This is a genomic window from Streptomyces synnematoformans, from assembly GCF_039531005.1.
Classification (GTDB): domain Bacteria; phylum Actinomycetota; class Actinomycetes; order Streptomycetales; family Streptomycetaceae; genus Streptomyces; species Streptomyces synnematoformans.
Map to the genome: position 1 here is coordinate 1 of NZ_BAAAPF010000095.1, position 21,875 is coordinate 21,875.

General features: G+C 74.6%; 17 protein-coding genes and 2 pseudogenes. 10 read left to right on the forward strand and 9 right to left on the reverse strand.

What is annotated here, in order from left to right; all coding sequences use genetic code 11:
- Positions 1-377 (forward strand): helix-turn-helix transcriptional regulator (locus ABD317_RS16170; protein ID WP_344290676.1); only part of this gene is annotated, 377 nt, incomplete at its 5' end.
- Between the two features lie 27 nt (positions 378-404).
- Here ABD317_RS16170 and ABD317_RS16175 read toward each other — a convergent pair.
- Positions 405-1,166, reverse strand: a complete 762-nt coding sequence (locus ABD317_RS16175; RefSeq protein WP_344290677.1) for an aminoglycoside adenylyltransferase family protein — start codon at positions 1,164-1,166, stop codon at positions 405-407.
- 134 nt (positions 1,167-1,300) lie between these two features.
- Positions 1,301-4,579, reverse strand: coding sequence for a family 78 glycoside hydrolase catalytic domain (locus ABD317_RS16180; RefSeq protein WP_344290678.1), 3,279 nt, complete (start codon positions 4,577-4,579; stop codon positions 1,301-1,303).
- Positions 4,580-4,750: 171 nt separating this feature from the next.
- Here ABD317_RS16180 and ABD317_RS16185 point away from each other — a divergent pair, with 171 nt between their 5' ends.
- Positions 4,751-6,385, forward strand: coding sequence for an MFS transporter (locus ABD317_RS16185; RefSeq protein WP_344290680.1), 1,635 nt, complete (start codon positions 4,751-4,753; stop codon positions 6,383-6,385).
- Between the two features lie 29 nt (positions 6,386-6,414).
- Here the strand turns inward: ABD317_RS16185 and meaB are convergent, their stop codons facing one another.
- The 4 genes from meaB to ABD317_RS16205 form a co-directional block, all read right to left on the reverse strand.
- Positions 6,415-7,392 (reverse strand): methylmalonyl Co-A mutase-associated GTPase MeaB, encoded by a 978-nt coding sequence (gene meaB / locus ABD317_RS16190; RefSeq protein ID WP_344290691.1) that lies wholly within the window; start codon positions 7,390-7,392, stop codon positions 6,415-6,417.
- A gap of 19 nt (positions 7,393-7,411) precedes the next feature.
- Positions 7,412-9,589, reverse strand: coding sequence for a methylmalonyl-CoA mutase (scpA, locus tag ABD317_RS16195; protein ID WP_344290681.1), 2,178 nt, complete (start codon positions 9,587-9,589; stop codon positions 7,412-7,414).
- Positions 9,586-11,397: a methylmalonyl-CoA mutase family protein gene (locus ABD317_RS16200; RefSeq protein WP_344290682.1), complete on the reverse strand. Its 1,812-nt coding sequence runs from the start codon at positions 11,395-11,397 to the stop codon at positions 9,586-9,588. The genes scpA and ABD317_RS16200 overlap by 4 nt, the downstream gene beginning before the upstream one ends.
- Before the next feature lie 92 nt (positions 11,398-11,489).
- Positions 11,490-11,975, reverse strand: coding sequence for an SRPBCC family protein (locus ABD317_RS16205; RefSeq protein WP_344290683.1), 486 nt, complete (start codon positions 11,973-11,975; stop codon positions 11,490-11,492).
- A gap of 54 nt (positions 11,976-12,029) precedes the next feature.
- Between ABD317_RS16205 and ABD317_RS16210 the strand changes: the two are divergent.
- Positions 12,030-12,698 (forward strand): annotated as a pseudogene (locus ABD317_RS16210) (transposase family protein).
- Between the two features lie 57 nt (positions 12,699-12,755).
- On the opposite strand, the gene ABD317_RS16215 reads toward ABD317_RS16210, so the two are convergent.
- The 3 genes from ABD317_RS16215 to ABD317_RS16225 all read right to left on the reverse strand — a co-directional run bounded on the left by ABD317_RS16215 (position 12,756) and on the right by ABD317_RS16225 (position 15,355).
- Positions 12,756-13,205 carry a transposase domain-containing protein gene (locus ABD317_RS16215; RefSeq protein WP_344290684.1) on the reverse strand — a complete coding sequence of 150 codons (450 nt, stop codon included), beginning with the start codon at positions 13,203-13,205 and terminating at the stop codon, positions 12,756-12,758.
- An 82-nt stretch (positions 13,206-13,287) separates the two neighbouring features.
- A complete protein-coding gene (locus ABD317_RS16220) occupies positions 13,288-14,148 on the reverse strand; it encodes an IclR family transcriptional regulator (protein ID WP_344290685.1) in 861 nt (286 codons plus the stop codon).
- Positions 14,117-15,355 (reverse strand): flavin-dependent oxidoreductase, encoded by a 1,239-nt coding sequence (locus ABD317_RS16225; RefSeq protein WP_344290686.1) that lies wholly within the window; start codon positions 15,353-15,355, stop codon positions 14,117-14,119. Before ABD317_RS16225 ends, ABD317_RS16220 begins: the two co-directional genes overlap by 32 nt.
- A gap of 208 nt (positions 15,356-15,563) precedes the next feature.
- On the opposite strand from ABD317_RS16225, the gene ABD317_RS16230 reads away from it, so the two are divergent.
- From ABD317_RS16230 to ABD317_RS16260, 7 genes and pseudogenes are all read left to right on the forward strand, one after another.
- Entirely contained in the window at positions 15,564-16,568 is a 1,005-nt protein-coding gene (locus tag ABD317_RS16230) for an ABC transporter substrate-binding protein (protein ID WP_344290687.1), read from the forward strand.
- Positions 16,568-17,335: an ABC transporter permease subunit gene (locus ABD317_RS16235; RefSeq protein WP_027756290.1), complete on the forward strand. Its 768-nt coding sequence runs from the start codon at positions 16,568-16,570 to the stop codon at positions 17,333-17,335. The genes ABD317_RS16230 and ABD317_RS16235 overlap by 1 nt, the downstream gene beginning before the upstream one ends.
- Positions 17,335-18,194: pseudogene (locus ABD317_RS16240) on the forward strand (ABC transporter permease). The gene ABD317_RS16235 and the pseudogene ABD317_RS16240 overlap by 1 nt, the downstream one beginning before the upstream one ends.
- Positions 18,191-19,036: an ABC transporter ATP-binding protein gene (locus ABD317_RS16245; protein ID WP_344290688.1), complete on the forward strand. Its 846-nt coding sequence runs from the start codon at positions 18,191-18,193 to the stop codon at positions 19,034-19,036. The pseudogene ABD317_RS16240 and the gene ABD317_RS16245 overlap by 4 nt, the downstream one beginning before the upstream one ends.
- Positions 19,033-20,172, forward strand: coding sequence for a cupin domain-containing protein (locus tag ABD317_RS16250; protein WP_425582373.1), 1,140 nt, complete (start codon positions 19,033-19,035; stop codon positions 20,170-20,172). Before ABD317_RS16245 ends, ABD317_RS16250 begins: the two co-directional genes overlap by 4 nt.
- The gene (locus ABD317_RS16255; RefSeq protein WP_344290689.1) at positions 20,169-20,999 is read left to right on the forward strand and encodes a fumarylacetoacetate hydrolase family protein; all 831 of its coding nucleotides are present in this window, start codon (positions 20,169-20,171) and stop codon (positions 20,997-20,999) included. The genes ABD317_RS16250 and ABD317_RS16255 overlap by 4 nt, the downstream gene beginning before the upstream one ends.
- Complete coding sequence (locus tag ABD317_RS16260) at positions 20,996-21,787, forward strand: maleylpyruvate isomerase family mycothiol-dependent enzyme (RefSeq protein WP_344290690.1); 792 nt, start codon at positions 20,996-20,998, stop codon at positions 21,785-21,787. Before ABD317_RS16255 ends, ABD317_RS16260 begins: the two co-directional genes overlap by 4 nt.
- Positions 21,788-21,875: the final 88 nt, after the last annotated feature.

Sequence of the window (21,875 nt, forward strand, 5' to 3'; positions counted from 1 at the left end):
CCGCCTCCGCCGCCGAGCGGCCGGGCTCCGCCGCCGAGCGGCAGCCCGTGCCCGTGCCCGCGCCCGCCGACCCACGGCTCGCCGCCGTGTGCGACCTGCTGCACGCCGACCCCGCGGACCAGCGCACCCTCGCCGCCCTGGGCCGGGCCGCCGGCGCGGGGGAGCGGACGCTCAGCCGGCTCTTCCGCCGCGAGACCGGCATGACGTTCCCGCAGTGGCGCACGCAGCTGCGCCTCTACCACGCGCTGCGGCTGCTCGCCGACGACGTGCCGGTGACGGCCGTCGCGCACCGCTGCGGCTGGTCCTCGGCGAGCGCCTTCATCGACGTCTACCGCCGCGCCTACGGCACCACCCCGGGCGGCGACCGCCGCGGCTGAGCCCCCGCGACCGCCCCGCCGCGGCGGTCAGGGCCGCGCCAGCCGCTCGATCCGGGCGGCCACCGCGGCCGCGTGCGCGCGCACCCGCGCCAGCAGCTCCGCGCTCCACGTCTCCTCCGCGTACCGGCTGCCGAGATACAGCCGCCGCGCGTGCTCCAGCACCGGCCGGTGCTCCGGCGGCAGCCGGTCGAGCGCCCACGCCGCGGCGGCGTCCTTGGGGCGGATCTCGCCGGTGGCCAGCGTGCACCAGATCCGCGCCAGGGTGAGCAGGACGTTGCGGGTGTCGTCGTCCAGCTCCGCGAGCAGGCCCGGGACGGCGGCCGTGGCGGCGCGGACCACGTCCCCGTGCGGCACCGGGTCCAGCACCCGCGCGGGCGGCGGGCCGGCGAGGGCGTGGTCCCCGGCCCGCACCGTCGTCAGCACGATCGCCAGGTCCGCCATGACCTGCGGCAGCGGCGGCCCGCCCGCCTCGAACTCCGCGCGCAGCCACTCCCCGTAGAGGAAGTCGACGGTCGGCGGGTACCGCCAGGGCCGCACTTCGGACTCGACGACCACCGTCAGCTCGACCGGGCGCAGCCCGCCGGTGAAGCCGGAGGCCGCCAGCAGCCCGTCGAGGAGCGCCCGCCGCTCGGCGTCGGTCAGCGATCTGCGGGCGACGACGAGGAGGTCGACGTCGCTCGCCGGGCGGAGCCCGCCGAGGACGGCGGAGCCGTGCAGGTAGGCGCCGACGACCTGGGCGCCCAGCACGTCGTCGACCAGCGTCATGACCTCGCGTACCTGATCATCCACCGGACCAGTGTCGGCCACGGGGAGCCGGCGCCGCGACCCGGGTGATCCCGATGCCGTCCGGCAGACCTCCGGTAGACCTGCGGGCCGTCGCGCGCGCCGCCCCGGGCGCTACTGAATGGTTTCAATCCGTCGGGTCACGGCCTCCCGGTGAACGTCCACGACCCGTGCGGCACCCGGTACACCGCGAAGCCGGGCTCGGCGCGTACGAACTCCGCGCCCCGCGGCTCCCGTACGTCCGCCGGCGAACCGCTCGGCACGTGCACCTCCGCCGCCGACCCCACCGGAACGCGCACCGACAGCCGCACCGTCCCCTCGATCGCCGACCACGACACGGCCGCCGGCCCGCGCACCGTGCGCAGCTCGGTACGCGCCCAGTCGACGCCGGCGCGGGCGTCCGGGCGCACGCTGAAGGTGCGGTACCCGGCGTCGCCCGGCCGCAGGCCCGCCACGTTCTCGTACAGCCACTGCACCACCGTGCCCTGGAAGTAGTGGTCCCGGGAGCGCGAGTCGAGCTGCCACATCTCCCACATGGTGTCGGCGCCGTTGTCGAACCAGTACCCCCAGCTCGGGTACGTGCGCTGGGTCGCGATCGCGTGGGCGACGTCGCCGTGGCCCTGGGCGCTCAGCGCGCGCAGCAGCACGCTGGTGCCCAGCGCGCCGGTGTTGAGGTGGCTGCCGCGCTCCTCGATGTCCGCGAGGAGGGACGCGGTGACGCTCGCCCGCGCCCCGGGCGGCACCAGGCCGAAGGCCAACGGGACGCAGTTGCTCGTCTGCCGGTACCCCGGGTCCTTCGCCGTGCGGTAGTGGCCCTCGGGTCCGAGGAACTCGGCGTTCAGCGCGTCCCTGAGGGCGCCGGCGGCGGCGAGGTAGCGGTCCCGGGTGCCGTCGTCGCCCGTCAGCGCGGCCATCGCCGCGGTGTCGGTGAGCGCCCGGTGCAGGTACGAGGTGGCGGTCAGCCGGGTGTCCTCGGGCGGGTTGCCGCCGTAGCCGGGCGGCAGGTAGTCGCCGAGCGCGGTCACGGCCAGGCCGTCGACGAGCCGGTCCAGCTCCCAGTCCAGATAGCGGGTCAGCGCCGGCAGGTGGTCGTGGACCACCCGCTCGTCGCCGTACACCCGGAACATCTCCCGCACCAGGAACGGGTAGACCGTCGTCCACTCCGGCGAGGGCCCGAGGTCGCCGTAGCCCCAGCCGCCGCTCGGCACGATCACCGGCAGCTGCCCCGCGGCGTTCTGGCTGTCGCGGATGTCGTCCAGCCACTTGCCGAGCATCCGGTGCATGCCCAGCGCGTACGTCATCACGGGCGCGCCGACCTGCGCGTCGCCGGTCCAGCCGTTCTTCTCGTACATCGGGGTGTCGGTGGGGATGCCGTGCAGGTTGTTGCGCACGGTGCGGCGCATGGCTCGCTCCAGTCGCTCGTAGAACGGCTCGGAGCAGCGGAACGTCCCGGTGTCCTCGACCGGGGTGTGCACGACCCGGCCGAGCACGTCGCCGGGTTCCGGCTCGGCGGGCAGGCCCGTCACCTGCACGTAACGGAACCCCTTGTACGAGAACTTCGGCTCCCACACCTCCGCGGAGCCGCCGCCGGCGCAGACGTACTCGTCGGTCTGGAAGCGGCCCGGCACATGGCCGGTCTCGGCGTGCACGCTGCCGTCGGACTTGAGCTTCTCCCCGTGCACGAGCCGCACGACGGTGCCCGCCGGGGCCCGCACCGTCAGCCGCGTCCAGCCGGCCAGGGTGCGGCCCATGTCGGCGATCCAGCCGTCGCCGTGGGCAGTCACGGCGACGGGCCGGACGGTGTCGACGACCTGGATCGCGTCGTGGGGCTGGGCACGCAGGGTGCCCCGCGGCGGCTCCCGGCGGCCGGCGGCCGCCCAGGAGGCGTCGTCGAAGCCGGGCTCGGTCCAGCCCGCGGGGTGCTCGCGGGCGTCGTAGGTCTCGCCGGCGTAGAGGCAGTCGGAGCGGGTGGGGCCCTCGGCCAGGCGCCAGCGGCCGTCGGTGGCGACGGTGGTGCGGGCGCCGCCGGGGTGCTCGATCTCCAGCTGCGCCAGGAGGCGGGGCTCGCCGTGCCACGGCGGGGTGTGCCAGTTCCAGACGTTGGGCGTGGTCATGCCGTAGAAGCCGCGGCCGAGGGTGACGCCGATGGCGTTGGCGCCGCGGGCGACGAGGTCGGTGACGTCGTGCACGGCGTACAGCACGGTCTCGTCGTAGTCGGTGAAGCCCGGGTCGAGGACCTGGCGGCCGACGCGGCGGCCGTTGATCTCGGCGTCGTAGTAGGCGAGGCCGCTGAGGTACAGCCGGGCGCGCCGCACCGGCCGGCGGACGGTGAACGCGCGGCGCAGCAGCGGCGCGGGCCGCACCTGGGCGGGCACCTGCGCGCCGCTGCCCCAGGGGCCCTCGCCGTACGGCGCGAGCACCGTGGCCCGGTCCCACGCGCCGTCGTCGAAGCCGGGCCGCTGCCAGCCGTCCTGCTCCCGGTCCGCGCACCGCCAGCCGGGCCCGGTGACCAGCTCGGTGACGCCGTCGCCGGTGTGCACCAGCAGGCGGACGAGCAGACCGCCGGGGTTCACCGAGGCGCCGCCGCGGTTGGTGGCGCGGACGGCGACGACCACCCGCCCGTCCGCGGCGCGTACGGCGTCGGTGACGTCGGCCAGCCGGGCGGTGCGCCAGCCGTCGGTCTGCTGCGGGGCGTGCAGCACCTCGGCGCCCCCGAGGTGGAGGGTGAAGTCGTCGTCGGCGGTGGCTACGAGCTGCGCGGCCGACACCTCGGCCCCGGCGGGCAGTTCGAGCGCGGCGCGGAACCAGACGGGGCCGGCCGGGGCGTGCTGCGGGGTGGCGCCGGGCGACCAGATCCAGGACGCGCCCGCGAAGCCGGGCGGCTCGGGCGCGGCGTCGGCGCCGATCCAGTGGCCGCGCCATCCGTCGCGCGGCAGCGCGGTCTCCCACCAACTCCAGCGGCTCCAGGCCGACCGCCGCCCGTCGGCGTCCCAGACCCGCACCCGCCAGTGGTAGCGGGTACGGGGCTGCAGCGCGGGCCCGCCGTAGGGCACGCCGACGGTCCGGTCCGAGGCGACGCGCCCGGAGTCCCACACCGCGGCCCCGTGCCCGGCCGGGTCCAGCGAGACCCGGACCTGGTACGCGCTCTGCCGCGCGCCGCTGCCGGGCGCGGACAGCTCCCAGCCGAGCCGCGGCTCGGCGACATCGGTGCCGAGCAGGGCGGGCGCGTACTCGACGGTGGTGCGCTCGACGCGCAGCCCCGCTCCGCCGCCGTGCCTGTCGTCCCGGCCGGCCGCCGCCGCGGGGACGGCGCCCTGGCCGAGGCCGATGACGCCGGCACCCGCGCCGGCGGCGGAGGTGCGCAGAAAGGCCCGCCGGTTCCATGCGCTTCCGTTGTTCGTCTCGCGCTCGTGGCTCATCGCACGTCCCTTGGTCGAGGATGGCGTGTCCGGACCTGGATTGAATCGTTTCAACTCACTTCTCGAAAATCCTAGATCGGCGGAGCCCGACGGCTCAAGGGGCGTGCAACGACCCGTGGACCGCACACAATTCCGTTGCCCGCCGCCCCGGCCGGCGGGAGGATGGCCGCCATGACCCCCGGACCCCCGCCGCGACGGCAGACCCGACGGCAGGCGGGGCTCGTGCTGACGGCCTGCATCCTGGCCTCGTCGCTGGTCGGCATGGACAGCCTCATGACCACCGTCGCGCTGCCCGCCGTCGCCGGCGACCTCGACGCCGGCCTGGCCGTGCAGCAGTGGATCGTCGCGGCGTTCCTCCTCGCCGTGGGAAGCCTGATCCTCGTCGGCGGGGCGCTCGGGGACGTCTACGGCCGGCGCCCGGTCTTCGCCGCCGGCACGGCCGGCTTCGGGGCCGCCGCACTGGTGTGCGCGGTGGCGCCGACCTCCGGGGTGCTCGTCACCGGCCGGCTGCTGCAGGGCGCCGCGGCCGCGCTGCTGCTGCCGAGCGTCCTGGCCGTCATCACCGCTGCGTTCGACGAGGCGGACCGCTCGCGGGCGATAGCCCGCTGGTCCGCGTGGAGCGGGCTGTCCGTGATCGCCGGCCCCGTCGTGGGCGGGCTGCTCATCGACGCCCTGTCGTGGCGGGCGGTCTACTGGGCCGAACTGCCCTGCGCGGCCGTCGTCGTCGCCCTCATCCTGCGCGCGACCCCGCCCGGCGACGGCACGGCCGGGGCCTCCGTCGACCTCGCCGGCGCCGCATTCGCCGTCCCCGCGGTCGGCGGCCCGGCCTTCTACCTCATCCAGTCGCCCCGCAGCGGCTGGGGCGACCCGCTGACCCTGACCGCGCTCGTCGCCGGGATCGCGTCGCTCGCCGCGTTCCTGGCCTGGGAGCGCCGCGCCCGCACCCCGCTGCTGCCGCCCGCGCTCTTCCGGATACGGGCGTTCGCCGCCATCAACGCCACCACCTTCGTCCTCTACGGCGCCCTCATCGCCTGCGGCACGTACACGATCCTCTTCCTGCAGGAGAACCTCGGCTACGGGCCGGCGCCCGCCGGCATCGCGGGCGCCGTACCGATCATGGTGCTGTTCGTGCTCTCCGGGCGCTTCGGCGCACTCGCCGACCGGCACGGCGGCCGGCCCTTCATCGCCGGCGGCTCGCTGCTCGCCGGGCTCGGCATGCTCCTGCTGCTGCGCGCGGACGCGGGGACCTCGCTGTGGACCGTCGTGCTTCCCTCGGTCCTGGTGCACGGACTGGGCCTGGCGATGCTCGTCGCCCCGCTCACCTCCGGCGTGATGTCCGCCGCCCCCGCCGACCGGGCCGGGGTCGCCTCCGGCATCAACAACGCCATCGCCCGGATCGGCAGCATGATGGCCATCGCGGTGCTCGGCGTGGTCATCTCCGTCCGGTTCTCCGCCGAACTCGACGACGGGCTCGCGCGCGCCGGCATCGCCGCGCCGGACGCCGCTGTACTCGACGCGGCGCGGGAGCGCCCGCTCTCCGACGAGCCGCCCGCCGCGCTCCCGGACGACGAGCGCGCCGCGCTGGAACCGGTGCTCGCGGACGCCTCGGCGTCGGCGTTCCGCACCGGGGCCGGGGCCGCCGGCGCGCTGGCGGTGCTGGCCGGGGCGATCGCCTGGGCCGGCTACCGGGACCCCAAGGCGGCGGCGTACGACGCGGCCGGCACCCTCGGCTGCCCGATCACCGGCGCCCGCGACCACGTCGAGGCCCCGCCCATCGGATCCCGGGCCGCACAGCCCGCGGGCTGACACCGCCCCGGCCACCGGGGGCGGCCCGCTCAGCCGCCGAACGCGTCCATGATCCGCTCCGCCGCCCGCGTCGCCGTCAACTCGCCGTCCCTGACCTGCCGTTCCAGCTCCGGCGCAAGCGCACCCACCGCCGGGTCGGCGCGCAGCCGGCCCAGCAGCTCGTCGCGCACCATCGTCCACGTCCAGTCCACCTGCTGGTCGCGCCGCCGGCCGGCGAGCCGCCCGGTGGAGTCGAGCAGCTCCCGATGCCGCTCCAGCCGCTCCCAGACCGCGTCGAGCCCCGTCGACTCCCGCGCGCTGCAGTGCAGCACCGGCGGCGTCCAGAACGCGCCCTTGCCGTGCATCAGCCGCAGCGCGCCCGCCAGCTCCCGCGCCGCCGCCCGCGCGTCCCGCTCGTGCGGACCGTCCGCCTTGTTGACGGCGATCACGTCCGCCAGCTCCAGCACGCCCTTCTTGATCCCCTGCAGCTGGTCCCCGGTACGGGCCAGCGTCAGCAGCAGGAACGAGTCCACCATGTTCGCGACGGCCGTCTCCGACTGCCCGACGCCGACGGTCTCCACCAGCACCACGTCGTAGCCGGCCGCCTCCATCACCACGATCGACTCGCGCGTCGCCTTCGCGACCCCGCCGAGCGTGCCCGCGGTGGGGGAGGGGCGCACGAAGGCCGCCGGGTCCACGGCCAGGCGCTCCATGCGCGTCTTGTCGCCGAGGATCGACCCGCCGGTGCGGCTCGACGACGGGTCGACGGCCAGCACCGCCACCCGGTGGCCCAGCGCGGTCAGCATGGTGCCGAAGGCGTCGACGAACGTCGACTTCCCCACCCCCGGCACGCCGCTGACCCCGATCCGCCGGGCCTTCCCGCTGTGCGGCAGCAGCTCGGTCAGCAACTCCTGGGCCAGCGCCCGGTGCTGCGGCCGGGTCGACTCCACCAGGGTGATCGCGCGGGCGACGAGCGCGCGCTTGCCGTCGAGGACGCCCTTGACGTACGTGTCGAGGCCGATGGCCATCTTGGGGGGACTCACCCGCTCACGCGGCGTCGTGACCGAGCCCGGCGGCCAGCTGCGCCACCAGGTCGTACGCGGCGTCCGGGATCACGGTGCCCGGCGGGAACACCGCCGTCGCGCCCATCTGACGCAGCGTCGCCACGTCCTGCGGCGGGATCACACCGCCCACCACGACCATGATGTCGTCGCGTCCCTCCTCCGCCAGCGCCTCGCGCAGCGCCGGTACGAGCGTCAGGTGCCCGGCCGCCAGCGACGACACCCCCACGATGTGCACGTCCGCCTCGACGGCCTGCCGCGCCACCTCGGCCGGCGTCTGGAACAGCGGGCCCACGTCCACGTCGAAGCCGAGGTCGGCGAAGGCCGTGGCGATCACCTTCTGCCCGCGGTCGTGCCCGTCCTGCCCCATCTTGGCGACCAGGATGCGCGGCCGCCGGCCCTCCGCCTCCGCGAACTCGCCCACCAGCGCCCTGGTCCGCGCCACCGACGGGGACTCGCCCGCCTCGTTCCGGTACACACCGGAGATCGTACGGATCTGCCCGGCGTGCCGCCCGTAGGTCTTCTCCAGGGCGTACGAGATCTCGCCCACGGTCGCCCTCGCCCGCGCGGCCCGTACCGCCAGCTCCAGCAGGTTGCCCTCGCCGCCGGCCGCGCGCGCGAGGTCGTCGAGCGCGCCCCGGCACGCGGCCTCGTCCCGCTCCGCCCGCAGCCGCTCCAGCTTCGCGACCTGCCGGGCCCGCACCGCGGAGTTGTCGACCTTCAGCACCTCGACCTGCTCGTCGGCCGCCACCGGGTAGGTGTTGACGCCGATCACCGGCTGCCGCCCCGAGTCGATACGGGCCTGCGTGCGCGCCGCCGCCTCCTCCACCCGCAGCTTCGGGATGCCCGCGTCGATCGCCTGCGCCATGCCCCCGGCCTGCTCGACCTCCTCGATGTGCTGCCAGGCCCGCCGCGCCAGGTCGTACGTCAGCCGCTCCACGTACGCGCTGCCGCCCCACGGGTCGATGACGCGCGTCGTGCCGGACTCCTGCTGCAGCAGCAGCTGGGTGTTGCGGGCGATACGGGCCGAGAAGTCCGTCGGCAGCGCGAGCGCCTCGTCCAGCGCGTTGGTGTGCAGCGACTGCGTGTGGCCCTGGGTGGCCGCCATCGCCTCCACGCACGTGCGCGTGACGTTGTTGTACACGTCCTGCGCCGTCAGCGACCAGCCGGAGGTCTGCGAGTGCGTGCGCAGCGACAGCGACTTCGGATTCTGCGGATCGAAGCGTTTGACCAGCTTCGCCCACAGCAGCCGCGCCGCGCGCAGCTTGGCGATCTCCATGAAGAAGTTCATGCCGATCGCCCAGAAGAACGACAGCCGCGGCGCGAACGCGTCCACGTCCAGCCCCGCGTCCCGGCCCGCCCGCAGGTACTCCACGCCGTCCGCGAGGGTGTACGCCAGCTCCAGGTCGGCCGTCGCGCCCGCCTCCTGGATGTGGTAGCCGGAGATGGAGATCGAGTTGTAGCGCGGCATCCGCCGGGACGTGAAGGCGAAGATGTCGGAGATGATCCGCATCGACGGCTTCGGCGGGTAGATGTAGGTGTTGCGGACCATGAACTCCTTGAGGATGTCGTTCTGGATGGTCCCCGCCAGCATCGAAGGCGGCACGCCCTGCTCCTCCGCCGCCACGATGTACAGCGCCAGCACCGGCAGCACCGCGCCGTTCATCGTCATCGACACCGTCATCCGGTCCAGCGGGATGCCGTCGAAGAGCTGCCGCATGTCGAGGATCGAGTCGATCGCGACGCCCGCCATGCCGACGTCGCCCGTCACCCGCGGGTGGTCGCTGTCGTAGCCGCGGTGCGTGGGCAGGTCGAAGGCGACCGACAGGCCCTTCTGGCCGGCCGCCAGGTTGCGCCGGTAGAAGGCGTTGGACTCCTCGGCCGTGGAGAAGCCCGCGTACTGCCGGATCGTCCAGGGCTGGTTCACGTACATCGTCGGATACGGGCCGCGCAGATACGGCGCGACGCCCGGATAGGTGTCCAGGAAGTCCAGGTCCTCGACGTCCTCACCCGTGTACAGCGGCTTGACGGCGATACCCTCGGGCGTCTCCCAGCCGAGGCCGCCGCCGTCGCCGGCGTGCTTCACCGCGGCGCGCCACTCGTCTGCCCCGGCCGCGGCGGCCGGGGCGCCCAGCTCGACGTCCGAGAAGTCGGGGACGGTCATCGGGCCACTCCCATGCGGTCGAGTGCGTCGGTCAGCACGGCCACGGCGTCGCAGCCGGCGAAGACGTAGGTGTCGGCGCCGTCGTACGCGCCCGGGCGCCCGGCGAGGTACACGTGCCGCGCTCCGGCGGCCCGCAGTTCCGCCGCCGCGGCGGCGCCCTCCTCCGCGTACACCGTGTCGGCGGAGCACAGGCAGGCCTCGCGCGCCCCGCTGTCCGCGAACGCGCCGTCGGTGACGGGCTCGATGCCGCCGGCCTGGAACAGGTTCGCGGCGAAGGTCAGCCGCGGGGTGTGCACGGCGGCCGGGCCCAGCGCGGCGAGGAAGACCCGCGGCCGGGCACCGGTCGCCGCCAGATGCGCGTCGGACCGCGCCCGCAGCGCCTCGAACGCCTCGTCCCTGCGCACCCGCGGCAGCCCGCCGGACCGCGGCTCGGGCGCCGGCTCCCGCACGACCGGCGCCTCCGCCAGGTCGGGGAACTCGCTCACCCCGGTCACCGGCTCGCGCCGCTCGGCGAGCCGCGCCCCGCGCTCCGCCCACGTCTGCGCCAGCCGCTCGCGGACCATCCCGGAGCGCAGCGCGGCGGCCTGCCCGCCGGCCCGCTCGATCTCCCGGAAGAACTCCCAGGCGGCGTGCGCGAGTTCGTCGGTCAGCCGCTCCACGTACCAGGAGCCGCCGGCCGGGTCGATGACCCGGGCCAGGTACGACTCCTCGATGAGGATGGCCGAGGTGTTGCGGGCGATGCGGCGGGAGAACGCGTCCGGCCGGCCGATCGCGTGGTCGAAGGGCAGCACCGTCACGGCGTCCGCGCCGCCCACCCCGGCGGCGAGCGTGGCGACCGTGGTGCGCAGCATGTTCACCCACGGATCGCGGCGCGCCGCCATCACCGGCGAGGTCACCGCGTGCTGGCGCTGCGCGCCCGCCTCGGGCGCCCCGCAGACCTCTGCCACCCGGGCGAACAGCCGGCGCGCGGCACGCAGCTTCGCGACCGTGAGGAACTGGTCGGCGGTCGCCGCGTACCGGAACTCCAGCTGGGCGCACGCCTGCGCGGCGCTCAGCCCCGCCGCGGTCAGCTCCCGCAGGTACGCGACCGCGGCGGCCAGCGAGCAGCCCAGCTCCTGCGCCGCCGACGCGCCGGCCTCGTGGAACGGCAGCGCGTCCACCGTGACGGCCCGCAGCCCCGGGTACCGCTCGGCGCAGAGCCGGGCGGGCCCGGCCACGGCGCCGGCGTCCTGCAGACGCCCGGTACGGGCCTCGTGGCCCAGCGGGTCGGCGCCCAGGTTGCCCCGGGCGGCCTCCGCGGCGACACCCCGATCCTCGTACAGCCGCAGCAGCTCCCGCGCGGCCGGCTCGGCCGCGTCGCCGGCGTCCAGGACGACGGGCGCCAGGTCGAGGTAGACGTCCTTGAGGACCCGCCCCAGGTCGGCCACCGGGATGCCGGACCCGCCCACGGCGAGCCACAGCGACGTGACCCCGTTCTCCAGGTCGGTGAGGACGGCCTCCGCGTCGGCCACCGCATGCCGCTGCCGTACGTCCCAGCCACCCGCGGCGTTCCCCTCGGGCCGGCCGCCGCGCACGAAGGGCGCGAAGCCGGGCACGCCCGGATCGGGCACGCGGTCGCGCGCGGTGTAGAGGGGCTGGGTGCGCAAACCGTCGTCAAGCGCGGTGGACAGCAGGGACTCCGCCTCCGCGCCCGAGACCTCCGTGCCGGACTTGCGCAGCACACCGGCGACGAGGCGCTGCCACTGCTCGTGCGACGCGCCGGGGAACTCGGCCGCGAGGGGAAGCCCGTCATCGGGCAGGACCGTCATGGTCGGATGCTAGCCAGATCGGCTAAAGGATGAACTGTACGGGCCGTGGGTGTGACCATGTTCTCGTCGCACCCCGGGATCGGGCGCGGCCGTCAGCGGTCGCGCAGCAGGCCGTCGAGCACGCGCGCGAACACCATGCGCGCGCTCCGCGCCACCAGCGGGTCCAGCGCCCGCGGCACACCGCGTACCCCCAGCTCCTCCCGCCACACCACCCGGACCGGCCCCCGCCCGGCGTCCGGTGCGGAGTCCCCGCCCGACCGGGGCGGCGCCTGCGGACCGTGGACCTCGATCTCGGCCCAGCCGAGCACCACCCGCCCCCGCTTGACCAGCCGGCACCGCCCCACCGGCCGCCCGGGCGCCGGCGGCGACCACGCGACGACCTCCATCGGATCGTCGAAGCCCACCGCGCCCACGCCGGTGCGCGCGGTGAACCCCGCCCCGACGCCCGTGGCGGGATCGGAGACGCCGACGATCCGGGTCAGCGGCACCCGCCCGCCGTGCGCGGGCCAGTCGGTCACCCGCTCCCAGACCTCCGCCGCGGCCGCGTGCACCCTGCGCTCCACCTCGAACCGCGCCATGGCCCCAGCCTAAAGCGTGTTGCAGAAGGTCCTTGAGCTGGGCATTTGATGGGTATGGCTGGGGTGCTGCGGGCTGAGCCGTTGTGGGTGGAGACGTTCACCGGGCTGCGGATGGCGGCGTTCGGGCGGCTGCTGAAGGCGGTGCGTGAGCGTGGCGGAGATGGCGCTCATGTGGGCCGGCCGTGGTGTTTGCCGCTGGCCGAGCGGGTGCTGCTGGTGGCGGTGTACGACCGCACGAACCTGACCATGCGGCAGCCGGCGCCGTTGTCCGGCTGCTCGTCGGCTACGGTGTGCCGGGTCATTCAGCGGCTGCGGCCGCTGCTGGCGATCGAGCCGGCCGCCGCGCCGGCCGCCGCCGTGGAGCGGCTGTGGATCGTGGACGGCACGTGAGTCCCGTGCGCGACCGCACGGTCGGGGCGTCCTCGCGCACCTGCCGCTTCTCGGTACACGTGCAGGTCATCATCGACGCCGACACCCGTCCGGTGGTGGCTGCGGCCCGGCCGGGTGCCGGGGACGACGGCGGACGCCGGAGCCTGGCGGAACTCGGGGCCGGGCGAAGAGGAGGACAACGCCGAGCACCGCCGCGTACGTGCCCGCGTCGAGCACACCTTCGCCCGGATGAAGAACTACAGAATCCTCCGTGACTGCCGGCAACGCCACGACGGGCTCCACCACGCCGTCCAGGCCATCGCGCACATGCACAACCTTGCCCACACCGCATGAGCACAGCGGCCGAGGACAGGCCCCGACCTGCCACGACACGGCCTTCCGCAACACGCTTCAGATGTCGGAGCGGATGCTGGTGGCACCGGCCATGGCCAGGCGGAGGACCTGGTAGGCGACCAGCGTCGATGGCGGTCCGTGTGCCGCAGGAGACCAGCACAGCAGGCGCAGGGCCGGATAGCCTGCGCCGCCGTTGTTGCAGCTCTGCTTGGTGTACTGGGTCAGGTTCGCCGGGGTGTCGGGCACCGACATCGTGGTGCCGTCGATGGCGCAGACCAGCAGCCCGCGCCACCACACGCCCGGGTTCCCGATACCGGGGGCGGGGCCGTGCAGCAGGTCGATCAGCCAGCGCAGGGGCTCTGTCCCCACCCGCCCACGGGCCTGCGCCAACGCGCCACCGGTGGGATCCGCGACCTTCAAGCCCTCCAGCCCGGCCGTCAGTCGTTGCCGCACCTGACGCCAGCCCACCTGCGGGAACAGGCTTCCGGCCAGCAGGAGGTACACCACGACCGCGACGGCAGATCCCGCCGGTCGGCGGCGGGCTTCACCCGGTCCGCCCATGTCTCGAACTGACGGACATCCGGGCAGATCAGTGAGGGACGGTCATGGCGTCGGTGATCGCGTGGCTGGTGCGGTGCATCCGGATGGCGATCAGCGGGATGCGCGCGGGCTGCAGCCGCTCGGCCGGGGCCGCCACCGCGAGGGCGGCGACCGGGGTGCGGGCGGGGTTGTGGATCACCACGCCCACGGCCGCGACATCCTCGGCGCTCTCGCGGTGGTTGACCGCGTGACCGGCGCGCCTGACCCCCGAAAGGTGGCGCTCGATGTCCTCCAGCGTGCGCAGCGTCCGCCCCGTGAGCGTCTGCACGCCCCTGGGGTACAGGTCGTGGACCTGCCCGGGCGGCAGCGCCGCCAGGATCGCCTTCCCGGCGGCGGTGGCGTGCGCCGGGAGGACCATGCCGACGCGCAGGCCCACGCGCAGCGGGCGGGTGCTCTCCACGCCGTCGACGAACCGGGCGCCGTTGCCCTCCAGCACGACGAGGTGGACAGTCTCCTCGGTCTCCTCCGACAGGGCGCGCAGGTGCGGGCGGGCGACCTGGCGCAGGTCGAGGCGGGAGATCGCGCGCAGGCCCGCCTCGGCGAGGGCGGGGCCCGGCCGGTAGACGTGGCTGCTGTCGTGCTGCTCGGCGAAGCCACGGAAGGCGAGCGTGGAGAGCAGCCGGTGGGCGGTCGAGCGGGCGACGCCCAGCAGCTCGGCCGCCTCGTAGACGCGCAGCTCGCCGTGCTCGTCGAGGGCGCGGATCAGCCGCAGCGCGTTGTCGACCGAGGCCAGGGAGTACGGCGGGGCGGCGCCCCAGCCGTCGCCGGGGCCCTGCCTGCCGTCCTGGCCGGGCTCTGCGGCGGGGTCGCGCCCCGGCTCACGCGGTTCGGTTGACGCGCTCTTTGTCATAGGCGGCGACCTTCCGGTAGCTCTCGGAGATCCCGGCCATCTCCTCCGTGCTGATGACGTCCTCTACGCGCGCGAACGGACGGTCGCCGGTCCGCTCGTAGACCACTTTGAGAATCGTATCCGGCGGCCGTGTCCGGTTGGTCTCGACCACCGAGGTGGTCGCAGGCAGCCGCTCGCCCTCGTAGCGCAGCAGCGCCTCGCGCGGGTCGTCGCACTCCTGCAGCGCCACCCGCAGGGCCCGCGCATCGAGCACCGCCTGCCCCGCGCCGTTCGAGCCGCGCGGCACCATCGGGTGCGCGGCGTCGCCCAGCAGCGTCACGCCGCCGAACGTCCAGCGCGGCAGCGGGTCCTGGTCGACCATCGGGTACTCCAGGATCGTCTCCGCGCCCCGGATGAGGCCGGGCACGTCGAGCCAGTCGAAGCGCCAGTCCGCGTAGACGTCGATGAAGTCCTCCAGCTGCCCGGCGTGGGTCCAGTCGCGGCGCGGCGAGCGGGGCCGCTCGACCTCGGCGACCCAGTTGACGAGTTGGCGGCCGGTGCCGTCGACGTCCTCGCGCACCGGGTAGATCACCATCTTCCCCGAGGCCAGCCACCCGGCGCGCACCATGCTGCCGCCGCTCAGGAACGGCTCCCAGGGCGTCACCCCGCGCCACATGGTGACGCCCGAGTACCGCGGCTCGCCCTCCTCGGGGTACAGCTGCGCGCGCAGCGCCGAGTGGATGCCGTCGCAGCCGACGACGACGGTGGCGCGCTCCTCGGCGACGGCGCCCGTCACGGCGTCCGCCACCTCCACGCGCACGTGGTCGCCCGCGTCCTCCGCGGCGACGACCCGCCGCCCCAGGGTGACCGCGTCCTCGCCGAGCCGCTCCCGCACGGCGGCCAGCAGCGTCAGCTGCACGTCGCCGCGGTGGAGGGAGAGCTGCGGGTGGTCGTACCCGGCGCGCCTGCCCAGCGGCTCGCGGTAGACGAACTGGCCGAAGCGGTTATAGAAGACCGCCTCCTTCGTCTCGACGCCCGCGGCCCCGAGGCGGCCCTCGAGGCCGAGGTCGTGCAGGACGCGCATGGCGTGCGGCAGGAGGTTGATGCCGGCGCCGATGGGCTCGATGCGCGGCACCGCCTCTAGGACGCGGCAGGGGATGCCGGCCCGGTGGAGTTCCAGGGCGAGGCTCAGGCCACCGATCCCCGCGCCCGCGATGACGACATTCATGTGGGGTGTTTCCTCGATTCTTGTATGCGGAACGCCAGTGGGCGCCGTACAGCAGCACCACTTGTGCCTTGACAGTAGGCAGCGCCTCACGGGCTCAGACGCACGGAGCGCAGAATTCGCCATAGAAGAATCTACATGGCTGGTATCACTCGCCACACGGGCGGCCACTTACATTGCTGCCACCCGGGCCGATTGCGAAGGGACGACCATGAAGTTTCGGGCGAGCGGCGCTGCCGCTTCGAGCACGGTGCTCGCGGTCATGCTGTTCGGCGCCACGGGATGCGGCGCGGCGGCGGGCGGCGAATCCGGCACCGACGGCACCAACGTGATCCGCGTCGGCGAGACCGACGGCATGCCCTCCGCGTTCCTCCACTTCGGCGAGGAGCGCGGCATCTTCGCCGACCACGGCATCGAGCTGGAGATCGACGCCTCCGCCGGCGGCGCCGCCGCCATCCCCGCCCTCGTCGGGGGCAACCTCGACGTCGCCGGGTCGAACGTCGTCAGCGGCCTGCTCGCCGGCCACCGGGGCCTGCCGGTGCGGATCATCGCACCCGGCACCTTCGCCACCGACGACACCGAGCGCGACTTCTCGGCGGTTGTGGTCTCCGAGGACTCCGGCATCGACGGGCCCGAAGACCTCGCCGGCGCCTCCATCGCCGTCAACACCCTCCAGAACATCGGTGACATCAGCATCGTCACCGCCCTCGAGAAGCAGGGCGTGGACACCTCCGGCATCCAGTTCACCGAGATCGGCTTCCCCCAGATGCTGCCCGCGCTGCAGAGCGGGCGCGTGGACGCCGCCTGGGTCATCGAGCCGTTCCTGTCCATCGGGCAGCAGCAGGGCCTCACGCCCGTGATCCGGCCCTACACCGAGGCGCGCGAGGGCCTGCAGGTCGGGTGCTTCCTCACCACCGAGGAGTTCCTCGACGACAACGGCGACAAGGCTGGCGCCTTCCGAGCCGCCGTGGCGGACGTGGCGGCGTACATCACCGAGCACCCGGACGAGTTCCGGGCGGCGCTGCCGGAGCTGGAGGGGTTGGACCCGGCGCTCGCCGAGTCGATGGTGCTGCCCTCCTACCACGACAGCATCGACGCGGACTCGCTGCGGCTCGTCGCCGACCGGATGCGCGCCAGCGGCTTCACCGATGAGGAGATCGATGTGGACTCCCTGATCGCCACACCCCGCACCACGCCCGGCAGAGGAGACGAGTGATGCGCAAGGCACTGCTCGGGCTCGGGGGAGTGGCCGTACTCCTCGTCCTGCTGGAGCTCGTCCCCCGCACCAGCCTGGTCGACGAGCGCTACCTGCCACCGTTCTCCGAGATGGCAGGCGCCCTCGGCGACAGCGCGAACACCGGCGAGTTCTGGCAGGCGCTGGCCGACACGCTGCAGACCTGGGGCCTCGGCCTCGTCCTCGCGTTCGTCGCCGCCACCGCCGCCGGAATGGCCATCGGCTCGGTCTCCGCGCTGCGCGAAGCCACCGCCTCCACCATCGAGTTCCTGCGGCCCATCCCGGCCGTGGCGCTCATCCCGCTGGCCGTGCTGCTGTACGGCACGGGCATGGAGGCCACGCTCATCCTCGTCGTCTACTCGTCGTTCTGGCAGGTCCTCGTGCAGGTGCTCGCCGGGGTCGGGGACATCGACCCCGTCGCCAGGGACACCGCCCGGTCCTTCCGCTTCCGCCGCCGCACCCGGGCGCTGCGCCTGGCGTGGCCCACCACGCTGCCGTACGCCGTGACCGGCTTCCGGCTGGCCGCGAGCGTGGCGCTGATCCTCACCATCACCGGCGAGCTGATCATCGGCACTCCGGGCCTCGGCCGGCTCATCGCTGTCGCGCAGACCTCCGGCGCGATCGCGCCGATGTACGCGTTCGTCATCGTCACGGGCCTGCTCGGCGTGACCGTCAACGTGCTGGCACGGCTGCTGGAGCGCCGCGTGCTGCGCTGGCACCCCTCCGTGCGAGAGGAGGCAGCCGCCTGATGACGTCGCTCACCGCACCCACTGCCGCCCCCGGGGCAGCCCAGGAGGCCGCCTGCGAGGCGGAGCCTCCCGCCGCGCGGCTCGCCCGCTACGGCAGGCGGCTGGCCGTCCTGCTCGGCCTGCCCGCCGTGCTGGCCGCCGTCTGGTGGATCGTCTCCGAGCGCGCGGAGAACTTCTTCTTCCCGCCCCTCAGCGACATCCTCTCCGCCTTCGGCCCCACCTGGTTCGACGGCCGCATCGCCGCCGACCTGCTGCCCTCGCTGGGCCGCCTGGCCGCGGGCTACCTGCTGGCCGTGGCCCTCGGCGTCGCCCTCGGCGTCCTCATCGGCACCTGGCCCTCCCTGCGGGCGTTCGCCGAGCCGGTGCTGGAGTTCTTCCGGGCCATCCCGCCACCGGTGATGGTGCCGATCCTCATGCTCTTCCTCGGCATCGACACCCTCATGAAGGTCGTCGTCATCGTCTCGGGCGCCGTCTGGCCGGTGCTGCTCAACACCGTCGAGGGCGTGCGCGGCATCGACAGGCCGCTGCGCGACACCGCCCGCGTCTATCGCGCCCGCTGACGCGTCTGCGGACCGTGGTGCTGCGCGGCGCCAGTCCGCAGATCGTCACCGGCGCCCGGCAGGCGCTGTCGATCGCGATCGTCCTCATGGTGATCTCGGAGATGTTCGCCGCCAACAACGGCCTCGGCTTCTCCATCGTGCAGTTCCAGCGCGGCTTCGCCCTGCCCGAGATGTGGACCGGGATCATCCTGCTCGGCCTGGTGGGGCTGGCGCTGTCCTTGATCTTCCGCGCCGTCGAGGCGACTGTCCTGGCCTGGTACCGCGGGCAGCGCCAGGCGCAACGAGGAGGTAACCGATGACTGCCACGACGAAGGCCACGGCCACGACAACGGCCACCGGCGAACTGCTGCGGGTGAGTGGCCTGCGGAAGGTGTACGGATCCAGCGGCCGCGCGACGGAGGCCGTGCGCGACCTCACCTTCGCGACGAGAACGGGCGAGGCGGTGTGCATCGTCGGCCCGTCGGGCGCCGGCAAGACGACGCTGCTGCGCTGCATCGCCGGTCTGCTGCCGCCCACCTCCGGCGAGGTCGTGCTCGAGGACCGCCCCGTCGCGGGCCCGCCCGAGGGCATGGCCGTCGTCTTCCAGGACTACGCCCGCAGCCTCTTCCCGTGGCTGACCGTCGCGCAGAACGTCGAGCTGCCGCTGCGCGAGAAACGCGTCGCCAAGGGCGAACGCCGCGGTCTGGTCGCCGAGTCGCTGGAGGCCGTCGGGCTCGCCGACGTGCCCGGCTCCTACCCGTGGCAGCTCTCGGGCGGCATGCAGCAGCGCGTGGCCATCGCCCGCGCCGTGGCGTACGAGCCGCACATCCTGCTCATGGACGAGCCGTTCGCCGCCGTGGACGCCCAGACCCGCGCCGACCTCGAAGACCTCGTCCGCTCGCTGTGGACCCGCCTCGGGATCACCCTGCTGTTCGTCACCCACGACATCGACGAGGCCATCTACCTCGGCCAGCGCGTCCTCGTGCTGTCCTCCCGTCCGACGGTGATCCTCGAGGACGTCGCCGTCGACCTGCCCGACGAGCGCGACCAGCTCACCACCCGCAACGACCCGCGCTTCCAGGAGCTGCGCACCCGCGTCTACGAGCTGGTGCAGCGGGCCAAGCGCGGCCACCGCCCCGCCTCGGAGGTGACCCCAGTATGACCGCCGCCGCACCCGAGAACGCCGCATCCGGCGGCAACGAGATGACCGGCGCCGGCGGGCCCGAGCTGCGCGAGCTGTACGACGGCTTCGCGGCCGAGAACCTGACCCCGCTGTGGACGCAGCGCGACGACCTGATGCCGCCGTCGCCCGCCCCGCGCGCCGCGGCCCACGTCTGGCGCTGGCACCGCCTGTACCGGCTCGCTCAGCGCGCCGGGGACCTCGTGCCCGTCGGCCGCGGCGGCGAGCGCCGCGCCATCGCCCTGGCCAACCCCGGCCTCGGCGGCGCCGCGTACGCCACGCCCACGCTGTGGGCCGCGATCCAGTACCTCGGGCCGAAGGAGACCGCGCCCGAGCACCGGCACGCGCAGAACGCGTTCCGCTTCGTCGTCGAGGGCGAGGGCGTGTGGACCGTCGTCAACGGCGACCCCGTACGCATGAGCCGCGGCGACCTGCTGCTCACCCCCGGCTGGCACTTCCACGGCCACCACAACGAGACCGACCAGCCCATGGCCTGGCTCGACGGCCTGGACATCCCCTTCTCGCACTACGCCGACACCGGCTTCTTCGAGTTCGGCTCCGACCGCGTCACCGACTACGCCACGCCCAACTTCTCCCGCTCCGAGCGCCTGTGGGGCCACCCCGGGCTGCGCCCGCTCAGCGGCCTGCGCGACACCGTCTCGTCGCCGATCGCCGCCTACCGCTGGGAGCACACCGACCGGGCGCTCACCGAGCAGTTGCTGCTGGAGGAGGAGGGACAGCCCGCCACCGTCGAGCAGGGCCACGCCGCCGTGCGGTACGTGAACCCCACCACCGGCGGCGACGTCATGCCCACGATCCGCGCCGAGTTCCACCGGCTGCGGCCCGGCGCCGCCACCGCCACCCGCCGTGAGGTCGGCTCCAGCGTCTTCCAGGTCGTCGACGGCGAGGGCCACGTCACCCTGGGCGGCAAGCGGCACGAGCTGCGCCAGGGGGACCTGTTCACCGTCCCGTCGTGGGTGCCCTGGTCGCTGTCGGCGGAAGACGGCTTCGACCTGTTCCGCTTCTCCGACGCGCCGGTGATGGAGCGCCTGCACGTCGCCCGTACCCATCTCGAAGGGCCCGAGGGCCCCGAAGGACCCGAAGGAGACACCCGATGAAACTGGCGACGATCCGGCTGGCCGACGGCCGCACCGAGGCTGCCCGCGTGGACGGCGGGCACGCCGTCCTCCTCGGCCACGCCGACGTCGGCGCCCTGCTACGCGACGGCGGCGACGCCCTGGATCGGGCTGCCGCCGCCGAGGGCACGGCCGTGCCGCTGGCCGACGCGGACCTGGCACCCGTCGTGCCCGCGCCCGGCAAGATCCTCTGCGTCGGCCTCAACTACCGGGCGCACATCCTGGAGATGGGCCGCGAGCTGCCCGCGTTCCCGACCCTCTTCGCCAAGTACCCCGAGGCCCTGGTCGGCCCGCGCGACGGCATCCGGCTGCCGCCCGAGACCGACCGGCTCGACTGGGAGGGCGAACTCGCCGTCGTCGTCGGCCGCGCCGTCCGCCGCGCGGGACCGCAAGAGGCCCGCGCAGCCGTCGCCGGGTACGCCGTGCTCAACGACGTCACGGCCCGCGACTGGCAGTACCGCGGCCCGCAGTGGCTGCAGGGCAAGACCTTCGAGGCCACCACCCCGTTCGGGCCCGTGCTCGTCACCCCCGACGAGTGGGAGCAGGGGCCCGACCTCGTCACCACCGTCGACGGCGAGGAGGTCCAGCGCGCCTCCACCGCCGACCTCGTCTTCGGCCCCGCCGAGTTCGTCGCGTACGCCTCGACGATCCTCACCCTGCGGCCCGGCGACGTCATCGCCACCGGCACCCCCGGCGGCGTCGGCCACGCGCGCAAGCCCGCCCGCTACCTCAGCGACGGCCAGAGCCTCACGACCACCGTCGAGGGCCTGGGCACGCTGGCGAACCCCGTCCGGGCGGAGCGGCGATGACGAGCGCCTACCTGGAGCGGGCGCGCGACGAGCTGCGCGCTCGCCAGGGCAGCGGGGCCCGCGAGGACGCGGAGGGCGCCCCGCACACCGAGCTGTACTGGGCCAGAACCGGCACCGCCTACTTCGCCAGGAAGCTCGGCGAGCTGCCCGACTCCGGCCCCGCGGGCCTGGACGGGCCGAGCCTGCTGCCCGGCTGGGACCGCCGCGCCGTCACCGCACACGTCGGCTACAACGCCCGCGCCCTGACCCGGCTGTGCACCTGGGCGAGGACGGGGGTGGTCACGCCGATGTACGGCACACCCGAGCGCCGCGCCGCCGAGATCGCCGAGGGCGCCTCGCAGCCCGCCCGTGCCCTGCGCCACCTCGTCGCCCACGCCGGGGTGCACCTGAACGTCGAGTGGCGCGACCTGCCGCCGGCCGCCTGGGACGCGGAGGTCCGCACCGCGCAGGGCCGCACCGTGCCGTGCAGGGAGACGGCGTGGATGCGGGCGCGCGAGGTGTGGATCCACGCCGTCGACCTCGGCAACGGCGGCACGTTCCACGACCTGCCGTCCGCGATGCTCGACCGCCTGGCCGACGACGTGCTCGCCGCCTGGCGCCGGCGCGGCGAGAGCCCGCCGCCCCTCGCGCTCACCCCCACCGACCGCGCCGCCGCGCTCACCACCCCGGGGACCGCCCCGCTGCCGGTCACCGGCGCCATGGCGGATGTGGTCCGCTGGCTGACCGGCCGCGGCGCCCGCGGCCTCACCGCCCCCGCGCCGCTGCCCGCGCTGCCGCGCTGGTTCTGACCGCCGCGCCCGGTCCGCGGCGGGGGCGGCCTCAGTGCCTGACGCTGTCGGGGATCTTGGTCGAGCGAGGTGGTGGTCACCACCTTGA